The sequence below is a fragment of the Mycobacterium simiae genome, from assembly GCF_008370645.1.
GTDB lineage: Bacteria > Actinomycetota > Actinomycetes > Mycobacteriales > Mycobacteriaceae > Mycobacterium > Mycobacterium simiae_A.
Window position 1 is genome coordinate 1 of the sequence record NZ_VTZN01000195.1, and the last position, 8,514, is coordinate 8,514.

7 protein-coding genes and 2 pseudogenes are annotated in these 8,514 nt (G+C 63.4%); 5 read left to right on the forward strand and 4 right to left on the reverse strand.

All coding sequences use genetic code 11. The annotated features are described in order from the left end of the window. A partial coding sequence (locus tag F0Q45_RS22285; RefSeq protein ID WP_373425063.1) for a coproporphyrinogen-III oxidase family protein occupies nucleotides 1–628 on the forward strand: 628 nt, incomplete at its 5' end. An 8-nt stretch (nucleotides 629–636) separates the two neighbouring features. Here the strand turns inward: F0Q45_RS22285 and F0Q45_RS22290 are convergent. Together F0Q45_RS22290 and F0Q45_RS22295 are read right to left on the reverse strand one after the other, a co-directional pair. Beyond that, nucleotides 637–1,869 (reverse strand): sodium-dependent bicarbonate transport family permease, encoded by a 1,233-nt coding sequence (locus F0Q45_RS22290; RefSeq protein WP_149655993.1) that lies wholly within the window; start codon nucleotides 1,867–1,869, stop codon nucleotides 637–639. 294 nt (nucleotides 1,870–2,163) lie between these two features. Next, the gene (locus F0Q45_RS22295; RefSeq protein WP_149655994.1) at nucleotides 2,164–2,373 is read right to left on the reverse strand and encodes a hypothetical protein; all 210 of its coding nucleotides are present in this window, start codon (nucleotides 2,371–2,373) and stop codon (nucleotides 2,164–2,166) included. A gap of 344 nt (nucleotides 2,374–2,717) precedes the next feature. On the opposite strand from F0Q45_RS22295, the gene F0Q45_RS22300 reads away from it, so the two are divergent. The 4 genes and pseudogenes from F0Q45_RS22300 to F0Q45_RS22315 all read left to right on the forward strand — a co-directional run. Next, nucleotides 2,718–4,013: a salicylate synthase gene (locus tag F0Q45_RS22300; RefSeq protein WP_262491120.1), complete on the forward strand. Its 1,296-nt coding sequence runs from the start codon at nucleotides 2,718–2,720 to the stop codon at nucleotides 4,011–4,013. A 479-nt stretch (nucleotides 4,014–4,492) separates the two neighbouring features. Then, a complete protein-coding gene (locus tag F0Q45_RS30000; RefSeq protein ID WP_306439465.1) occupies nucleotides 4,493–4,957 on the forward strand; it encodes a sigma 54 modulation/S30EA ribosomal C-terminal domain-containing protein in 465 nt (154 codons plus the stop codon). Nucleotides 4,958–5,025: 68 nt separating this feature from the next. Beyond that, a complete protein-coding gene (locus F0Q45_RS22310; RefSeq protein WP_149655996.1) occupies nucleotides 5,026–6,042 on the forward strand; it encodes an acyl-ACP desaturase in 1,017 nt (338 codons plus the stop codon). 184 nt (nucleotides 6,043–6,226) lie between these two features. Further along, a pseudogene (locus F0Q45_RS22315) lies at nucleotides 6,227–6,627 on the forward strand (transposase); the annotation flags it as partial. A gap of 7 nt (nucleotides 6,628–6,634) precedes the next feature. Here F0Q45_RS22315 and F0Q45_RS22325 read toward each other — a convergent pair. Further along, nucleotides 6,635–7,988: pseudogene (locus F0Q45_RS22325) on the reverse strand (IS1634 family transposase); the annotation flags it as partial. Between the two features lie 84 nt (nucleotides 7,989–8,072). After that, on the reverse strand, nucleotides 8,073–8,514 hold a 442-nt coding region (locus F0Q45_RS28035), incomplete at its 5' end, for a hypothetical protein (RefSeq protein WP_188113098.1).

The window sequence follows — 8,514 nt, forward strand, 5'->3', positions numbered from 1 at the left end:
CGGCACCCCCGGGGAGTCCGATGAGGATCTGGTGCGCTCGGTAGACGCCGCGGTCGAATCCGGCGTCGACCACGTCTCGGCCTATGCCCTCGTCGTTGAGGACGGAACGGCGCTGGCCCGGCGGGTCCGCCGCGGTGAATTGGCTGCTCCCGACAACGACGTGCTCGCACAGCGTTACGAGTTAGCCGACACGCGGCTGACCGAGGCCGGCTTGAGCTGGTACGAGGTGTCCAACTGGTCTCGGCCAGGCGGTGAGTGCCGACACAACCTCGGTTACTGGGACGGTGGCCAGTGGTGGGGGGCCGGCCCCGGTGCGCATGGCTATATCGGCACGACCCGCTGGTGGAACGTCAAGCATCCCAATGCGTATGCAGCGATGATCGCCGACGCAAAGCTGCCTGTCGCGGGGTTCGAGGAACTCGGCACTGACGCGCTGCACACCGAAGACGTGATGCTGAAAATCCGGCTGCGTCAGGGTTTGCCGTTGGCCCGGCTCGATGCCGCCGAACAGGAGCGCGCCCAGGCGGCAATAGCCGACGGGTTGCTGATTGCCGAGGGCGACAGGTTGGTTCTCACGCACCGGGGACGGCTGTTAGCCGACGCCGTGGTACGCACCTTGCTGGGTTAGGTCCCGGGTCAGGTGGTGTTAAACCATTGCCCAACGATGCGGGTGATCTCGATGTAGAGCGGGATCCCGATCGTGACGTTGTAGGAGAACGTCAAACCCAGCGATGCGGCCAGCGGGAGCGTCGGACTTGCCTCCGGGATGGCTAGTCGCTGCACGGCCGGGACGGCGATATAGGACGCGGCGCCGCACAACACCGCGAACAGCACGTAGGTACCTGGCTTGAAGTCGCTGTTGGTGAGGTAGGCATAGCTGTGCGCGACGAAGATACCCAGCGTCGCGAAAAGATTCGGGGCCAGCAATCCGAAAAAGATGAAACCGCGGCCCGCCGTTCTCAGGTCCTTCAATTTGCGGGATGCTGTCATGCCCATCTCTAGCAGGAACAGCGCCAATACCCCCTGGAAGGCGGTGACGAAGAACGTGTCGTCGTCGTGGACGACCTTGTCGCCTTGCAGTCCACTGATGAGGCCGATGATGATGCCGCCGAGGAGCAGAAACAGCCCCGGGTTGAGGAAAACTTCTTGCAGTAGCTCCCGCGAGAACAGGGACGGCTTGTTCGCGCGTTGCCTGGGCTCCTCGCCATCCGAATGTTCCAGCTTTTCCAGCGACAGCTCCAACTCTTGCTCAATGCCGCGTTCGTGCGCGGTTTCGAGGCTCCCGCCGCGGGCAGGCCGTGCGACAGTACCGGGTCCCGACGAGACCTTGTTCGGAGGCGAATATCCCGGCTCGTCCGGCATAAACCCGGCCTCGTCCATCCCGCGGTGCCGCAGCCGCGCCACCAGAGATAGCGCCACCAGGCAGCCGGGAATCTCCATGACAGCCAACATGACTGGCATGTAGGCGTTGAAGGCCATGCCGATGCTGGTGAGCACCGCTACGCAGGTGGCAAAGGTCCCCGCCGAATCGGACCCGTAGTAACCGGCGACGGTGGCACGATCGACTCTCCGCATGGTGCTCATGCGGCTCAGGAGCCAGTAGGCAATACCTCCGATCAGGAAGTTCAGCAGGAACCCCACGAACATGAACCCAACGATCGTGCCGATGCTGGACGGCTTGATCTTGGCTAGCTCTTCACCGCCGTGCCAGCCGATGGCCAACAGGAGGTACATCGTCAGCCCCTGATAAATCACGTAGGGGAACTCGAACCGCACCTTGAGAATGGGGATCAGGAACCCGAAGTAGAAGAACAGCAAGAGTGGCTTGAAAAGGTTGTGGGTGAAATTTTGCCAAAACTCGTGCAGCATTAGCGCCTCCCATGCTTCGTGCCGCGACCCAGGCAACACCCATGTTCTGCGGCGCGACCGGGAACACACCCCAGACAACGCTGAGAATGTAGCCAGGCCGCTGCCAAACCACCACCCACGAAGTGCAACGAATTACCTGGACTTACCAGGTTGGGGAAAATTCAGCGGACACGGTAACCGCCAAGGAACGCTGAATGGTGGTAATTACGCTGGCAACGTGCCGTTTAGGGGCGCATCGACGTGAATCACGTGGGAGTGTAGTGTCAATCTGCTGTGAGATCGACTTCCGGGGTGTCAACGGGCGGAAGAAATCAGTGACGGCCTGACGCCGATGTCGCGCTTGCGGTGGATCACCGATCGCCACGCAATGGGTGAGTAATGCGTCGTCGTTTCCTCAAACCCGTCGACCCGGCAAACCGTAAGCACGCCAGTGTCCTGGTTAATCGAAAGCTCATCGCTTTCGCCGTGGACTTCTTCGCCGTCCGCGAGACGGATAACGAACATGTGGTGGTCCTCCTTCTGCTCGCTTCAGGTAGGGGTGAGCGGCCGCCCGGCGGGCCACGGTGCTCGGCCGGCCAGCCGGAGATGTTAGGTGAGTTGCACGCACATTAGCCGGTGGTTATGGGGTCGGCAACTAAACGGTAGGCAAACGTTTAACCCTCGACAGGTCCGGCTCTGACGCCGGTTCACCCCGGCCGCCTCGCGAAGAAGGTCTCGGCCAGCGTCGGCGAGTGCGCGGCTGGGAGGGGAATGAGTGTGACCGTACATAGGTTAGGCTACATTTACTAACTGTGATAGACGCCAGTGCTGAGACGAGTATTGTCATACCCGCTGAACTGTCGATTCCGATGCCGGCGAATACCGACCCGGCCGATCTCGTCGCCACGTTAGCGGCTGGGCTGTGCGAGCCCGGCGGCGATGAATACCTGCTGTATGAGCAGGACGGCGACTGGATTCTGGCCACGGGAGTGCAGGCGATGGTTGAGCTGGACACCGACGAACTGCGGGTGGTCCGCGACGGAGTAACTCGGCGACAACGGTGGTCGGGGCGGCCGGGGCCGGTTCTGGGGGAAGCCGTCGACCGCTTATTGTTGGAGACCGATCAAGCCTTTGGCTGGATAGCCTTCGAGTTCGGCGTCTATCGCTACGGCCTACAGCAGCGGCTGGCGCCACGTACTCCACTGGCCCGGATCTTTTGGCCCCGTACTCGCATCGTGGTGACGCGGAAAGAGATTCGCCTTATTGGGGAAGAGGCTCAGCACCGGGCGACAGTGGACCGATTAGTGGGGGACGGCGTTCGCGAACTGCCGCGATCCAGGCCAGTAGAGGTGTCCGCCGACCCGTCGGGTTATCGCAATCGGGTCGCTGATGCCATCCGCGAGATCGCAGCCGGACGCTACCACAAGGTGATCCTATCGCGTTGTGTCGAAGTGCCTTTCGAACTCGACTTCCCGTCAACATATCGGTTGGGGCGCCGGCACAACACTCCCGTGCGGTCGTTCTTATTGCGCCTCGGCGGGATTCGGGCACTAGGCTTTAGTCCAGAACTTGTCACTTGCGTTAAGTCCGACGGCGTAGTGGTCACCGAGCCCCTGGCCGGCACCCGTGCGCTGGGCCGCGGCCACGTGTTCGATCGTCAGGCCCGTGACGAGCTGGAGTCTGACCCCAAAGAGATTGTCGAGCACGCTATTTCGGTGCGGACCGCCCTTCAGGAAATCTCGGAAATTGCGAAACCGGGGACTGCGGTCGTCACTGATTTCATGGCGGTACGCGAACGTGGGAGTGTGCAACATCTCGGCTCAACGATCACCGCGAATTTGGATCCGTCGAGCGATCGGATGGCGGCGCTGGAGGCGCTTTTCCCCGCCGTCACGGCGTCGGGAATACCGAAAGCAGTTGGTATTGAGGCCATCTTGCGTCTTGAGGAAGTTCCGCGTGAATTGTATTCGGGTGCGGTAGTCATGTTTTCAGCAGATGGCGGTCTGGATGCCGCATTGACGTTGCGCGCAGCCTACGAACGCGACGGGCGCACCTGGCTGCGGGCCGGTGCGGGCATCATCGAAGCTTCGCAGCCTGAGCGCGAATTCGAGGAGACCTGCGAGAAGCTTTCGACGTTGGCGCCCTACCTCATCGCGCGCTCTTAGCTGCTGGTGGTAGTCAGATCGAGCCCCCCTGGTGATCAATATCACATCTCTCCGAATCTCTCCGAGGGGACTTTAGGCCCTAGCGGGTCCGACGCCGGCCAGCGACCCTAGCGGCAGCCGATGTTGCGGTGACAGGTTGGGAAAGCGGGGTCGCGGGGTCGTGTATGCACCCAAACCGTGGTCGGTACGGGAGTTTCCTGAGGTCAGCGTGCTATCCGGTAGTCAGGTATCGGCCTCCCAGGCCGGGTGCGTGGCGCGAGCGGTGGGCCACGTGTTGGCCCATCATGAGATCTCCGGAGGTGCGCGTGTGCGCCTGTGCGCCTGAAATTGGGCAACTGTGGTCGTGGCCCGATGGTGTTGCAGGTGAACCTGCGCGTGGGGGAGCTACCGGCGCGAGTGCTCGCCGTTACGGCAGGTATCGATGATGTGACGCCGGCGATGCTCAGGCTGGATCGCCACATCGCGCGGATGTCCGCACAGTGGCGACCGCGCCCCTGGCCCGACCCAACCCGCCGGCTGTTGACCATACCGGCCGGGCCGTCTTCATACGTCGCAAACCTGTGGTGCTGCGGCGCGCTACCCCGTTGCAAGCGGTAGCGGTGATGGATGCGATGGACTACGACGCGCATCTGTTCACTGATGCCGAGACGGGAGAGGACGCGATGGTGTACCGGGCCGGCCCATCGGGCCTGCGACTGTCCCGGCAGCGTCAGGTATATCCACCGGGCTGGGCATGGTCGCCGCGAGCCAGCGGACCGCCGGCGCCGCTTACGGTGAATTCGCGCGCGACGCCGGCCCTCACTGAAAGTTCCGCCGTGTTTCGCGCCCGCGAGCATGCATTTCACCTGCTGTTTTACACCGAGGTGGCGACTGGCCGCGGCAACCTGCTGTACCCGCGTTATGACGGGAACCTGGGAATAATCGCTGCGGCCCAGCGTGTCTGACTTGAATGTAACCGAGGTTTACACTTATATTGACTGTTACTCGACGGCACACATAGCTTGGAGACGTTATGTCGAAGGAAATAACCAACCTGCAGCTACTTCATGAACTCGAGCCTGTGGTGGAGGAACTGCTCAACCGCCACCTCTCGATGTTCAAGGAGTGGAATCCGCACGACTACATTCCATGGTCGGATGGCAAGAACTTCTACGCCCTCGACGGCCAGGACTGGGAGCCTGGGCAGAGTCAGCTCTCCGACGTAGCCCAGGTGGCTATGGTGCAAAACCTATTGACAGAAGACAATTTGCCGTCGTATCACCGTGAGATCGCGATGAACTTCAGCATGGATGGCCCGTGGGGGCAATGGGTCAACAGATGGACCGCCGAGGAGAACCGGCACAGTACTGCGTTGCGCGACTACTTGGTGGTGACTCGCGCGGTGGACCCGGTCGAGCTGGAGAAGCTGCGGATGGAGCAAATGACGAGAGGCTTCAGCCCGGGGCAAAACCATCAGGGAGATATGTTTGCTGAGAGCGTGTTCGATTCGGTGATGTACGTTTCGTTTCAGGAGTTGGCTACCCGCGTCTCGCACCGCAACACCGGTAAGGCCAGCAACGACACCATCGCGGAGCAGTTGATGGCCAGGGTGTCACACGACGAAAACCTGCACATGATCTTCTACCGGGACGTGAGCGCAGCCGGCCTGGACATTGCGCCTAACCAAGCGATCAAGTCGGTGCACCGGATCTTGCGTAACTTCAAGATGCCCGGCTTTACCGTGCCGGAGTTCCGCCGTAAGGCCGTGATCATCGCTGTCGGCGGTGTCTATGATCCCCGGATCCACCTCAACGAGGTGGTTATGCCGGTGCTGAAGAAGTGGCGGATCTTCGAACGTGAGGACTTCACCGGCGAAGGGGCATGGATGCGCGACGACCTCGCCGTGCTGATCAAGGAACTCGAGGAGGCCTCCGACAAGTTCGACGAGTCCAAGCAGCGCTATCTCGAGCGCGAGGCACGCAGGGCGGAGAAGATTACGGCTGACCGGGTGCTCAAGACCGCGGGGACGCTGACGTTAAGTGGGCGGTAAGCGGCAGCTCGGCCGCTCACCGTGCCCGCCGTTGCCCGGGCCAGGCCGTCGCTTCGGACGATTGTACTGTTTATGCTTCAGTGGACTTATGCTGGTGGGTACGGGTTTTGCTGGTGTAGGGCCGGTCGGCGGGGTGGACTATCCGCGCACCTATCAGGAGTTTCGGGGGTGATTTCCCGATAACGTGTCATGTGCAGCGTATCTGGGACGTTTGCGCTGGCCAGAGGATTTCCGGTGTCCGGTGCGCAGTGGCGATCGGGTGTGGCAGACCGCCACGGCACATTGGAAGTGCGCCCGCTGCGGGCGCAAGACGTCGGTGACGGTCGGAACGATCTTCACCGCATGCGCACGCCGCTGAGCACGTGGTTCGCCGCGGTCTGGTTGGTGACCTCGCAGAAGAACGGGGCCTCGGCGCAGAATCTGCGCGACATGCTCGGACTAGGCTCCCTTGAGACGGCCCGGGTGTGGCTGCACAAGTTGCGGCGGGCGATGGTGCGCCCGGCGCGTGAGTTGCTCTGTGGCGTGGTCGAGGTCGATGAGTCGTTCGTCGGGGGCCGTACTGCGGGCAAGCAGGGCGCATCCAGTGTCCAGTGAGCGTGCTCATCAGTGTGGGGCCGGTCCGGCGATCAGGGTGGCGGTAGGCGTCGATTATGCGCTGGTAGATGCCCGAGGTCGCCTCGACTTCGGTGTGGGCGTCGACGGCGAAAAGGTTGGTGAGCCGGTCTTTTTGCTTGTCGGTGAGCCAGTCGGCACCGGTGTGCAGGGTGCGTAGCGCCGCATACAGCGGGTCGGTTTTGCGGCCACGGTGCCCACAGGTGTCCAGTCGGGCGCGGCGCCGGCAGGCATCCAGCGCCTCACCGGCCTAGCCGCACGACGTGGAAGGGATCCATCACGGCCACCGCGTCGGGAGCGCGTAGCGCGGTGTCGTTGACCTTGGTATTGCCGTGCCGCGGTGTGACGGTATCGATGATCTGCCCGTCGGTGAAAACATCACCATTCCAATGGAAATGGGACTGCAGATCCCCGGGCGCCTTCGTGACCCGGGAGCCGACGATGAACGACAACTTCAACTCATCGAGAGCTTTGAGGTTGGTCCCGGACAGCATCCCGGCATCAGCAGCGACCACCATCGGCGTGCCCGCCAAGTTGTGGCGCTCCAGGAAGCTGGTGATGATCGGCACGATCGCGGTCGTCTCGGCAGTATTGCCCTCGAAACAACCGACCTCCAAAGGGAACCCGGTCCGGTCGACTAGCAGTCCGACGACAATTTGAGGGTCGACGCGGCGTTCCTTGCTGTACCCGACTTTCCGTAGCTCATCTTCGGATTCGGCCTCGAAATACAGCGTCGTCACGTCATAAAGCAGAAGGCTCAAACCACCGCAATCACTGCTGTAGTCAAAGCATTTGGCCGCGATCGCATCTCGATACTTGCCGGGCCCGACCTGATCGAGGTGACGCGCAATCGTACGGTAGGACACCGTCGTTGCGCCCAGATCGGCCAACACCCGCTCCGCGTCGGCCTTGCTGGTGGGCTCCACGATCCGGGCGATCACCAAATCCCGAAACACGCTGTCAGCGACCACGTCGAACCCGAGCCAGTCATAGACACCTCCCAGCACGTCGTAGAGCAGTCGCGAGCTGGCCCCCATCGTGCGCCCCGGCCCCACCACCGGGGCCACCCCGGGTGCAGCCGACGCAGCGATCAGCGTTTGCTCCCGGAAATCGGGCACATCGGTCATCGACTTGGCACGCGCTGCCACCTCGACATCGAGCGCGGCTTGGCCGCCGACCACCATCGCCCGGGCCTGTTCGAGCAGAATACCCAGTTCAGCATCGGTATGCGCCGAACCCAAATGCGCCAGGATCACCACCCGGCCATGGTCTTTACGCGCGACCTGCACCGCCACCGCCCAATCTTCGGGCTCGACGACCCGGCAGGCCAACACCGCACCGCTCTTGTTCGACACGCTGCCCGTTGTGGAGCGAGCCACTGTTCCGGTGGTCGGTGAGGGCATCATGCCGATGACGAATTAGCCTCCGGGTGGGACGTCGCCTCCGCCGCCGCCCCCGCGGCTTCCGGCGCCGTCTCCGGGCGGGAGGTCGCCTCCGCCGCCGTCTCCGCGGCTTCCGGCGCCGTCTCCGGGTGGGAGGTCGCCTCCGCCGCCGCCTCCGCCGCCGCCGCCGCTGTCTCCGGGTGGGAGGTCGCCTCCGCCGCCGCCCCCGCCGCTTCCGGCGCCGCTGCCATCACTGCCACTGCCTCCGGCGTTACCGGTGGCGCCGGTGCTGCCGCCGGTTCCGCCGGTGCCCGCGGCTCCGCCGATCCCGCCGGCGCCTCCACTCCCGCCGGCGCCACCGATTTCGCCATCGCCACCCTGTCCGCCGGTGCCGCCGGCCCCGCCGGCTCCGCCGGCCCCGTTGGTGCCGCCGGGGCCGCTGTTACCGCCGGCTCCGCCGGCCCCGCCCGCGCCGCCG

Coding starts and splice junctions, on each gene's coding strand:
- F0Q45_RS22290 (WP_149655993.1), bottom strand. CDS start 1,869: ATGCTGCACGAGTTTTGGCAAAATTTCACCCACAACCTTTTCAAGCCA.
- F0Q45_RS22295 (WP_149655994.1), bottom strand. CDS start 2,373: ATGTTCGTTATCCGTCTCGCGGACGGCGAAGAAGTCCACGGCGAAAGC.
- F0Q45_RS22300 (WP_262491120.1), top strand. CDS start 2,718: ATGCCGGCGAATACCGACCCGGCCGATCTCGTCGCCACGTTAGCGGCT.
- F0Q45_RS22310 (WP_149655996.1), top strand. CDS start 5,026: ATGTCGAAGGAAATAACCAACCTGCAGCTACTTCATGAACTCGAGCCT.